Raw genomic sequence first — 1249 nt, 5'->3', positions numbered from 1 at the left:
ATGGCAAAGGAAAAGTTTGAGCGTACAAAACCGCACGTCAACATCGGCACGATTGGCCACGTTGACCACGGCAAGACCACGCTGACCGCAGCAATCACCAAGTATTTCGGTGACTTCAAAGCGTACGACCAGATTGACGGTGCGCCGGAAGAAAAAGCGCGCGGCATCACCATCTCGACCGCCCACGTGGAATACGAGACCGACAACCGCCACTATGCGCACGTTGACTGCCCCGGCCACGCCGACTACGTCAAGAACATGATCACCGGTGCTGCCCAGATGGACGGCGCGATCCTGGTTGTGAACGCAGCTGACGGCCCGATGCCGCAGACCCGCGAGCACATCCTGCTGGGCCGCCAGGTTGGCATCCCGAAGATGGTCGTGTTCATGAACAAAGTTGACCAGGTTGACGACGAAGAGCTGCTGGAACTGGTGGAAATGGAAATCCGCGAGCTGCTGTCTTCGTATGAATACCCCGGCGACGATATTCCGATCATCGCAGGTTCGGCTCTGGCCGCGATGGAAGGCAACAACCCGGAAATCGGCGAAGAGAAGATCAAGGAACTGATGGCGGCTGTTGATGACTACATCGACACCCCCGAGCGCGCTGTTGACCAGCCGTTCCTGATGCCGATCGAAGACGTGTTCTCGATCTCGGGCCGTGGTACCGTTGTGACCGGCCGTGTTGAGCGTGGCGTGATCAACGTTGGCGACGAAATCGAAATCGTCGGTATCCGCGACACTTCGAAAACCACCTGCACCGGTGTTGAGATGTTCCGCAAGCTGCTGGACCGCGGTGAAGCAGGCGACAACATCGGCGCCCTGCTGCGTGGTGTTGACCGTGACGGCGTTGAGCGTGGCCAGGTTCTGTGTAAGCCGGGTTCGGTTACACCGCACACCAAGTTCGAAGCCGAAGCCTACATCCTGACCAAGGAAGAAGGCGGTCGTCACACTCCGTTCTTTGCGAACTACCGTCCTCAGTTCTACTTCCGTACAACTGACGTGACCGGCACCGTGACCCTGGCTGAAGGCACTGAGATGGTCATGCCCGGCGACAACGTGTCGTTCGGCGTTGAGCTGATCGCCCCGATCGCGATGGAGCAGGGCCTGCGCTTCGCGATCCGCGAAGGCGGCCGCACCGTCGGCGCCGGCGTTGTGTCGAAAATCATCGAGTAATCACGGTAGGCCGGGCTTCAGCCCGGCACATCGGTGAGACTAAGAAGGCCGCTCCCTAAGGGGCGGCCTTTTT

General features: G+C 59.4%; 1 protein-coding gene. It reads left to right on the top strand.

The window, feature by feature from the left end; genetic code table 11:
• The coding region (gene tuf / locus GOV85_RS21390; protein ID WP_171182005.1) for an elongation factor Tu at nucleotides 1-1176 on the top strand (1176 nt) is incomplete at its 5' end.
• Nucleotides 1177-1249: the final 73 nt, after the last annotated feature.

Source organism: Ruegeria sp. HKCCA4633, from assembly GCF_013034605.1.
Lineage (GTDB): Bacteria > Pseudomonadota > Alphaproteobacteria > Rhodobacterales > Rhodobacteraceae > Ruegeria.
This window is presented reverse-complemented; position numbering and strand designations above follow the sequence as displayed.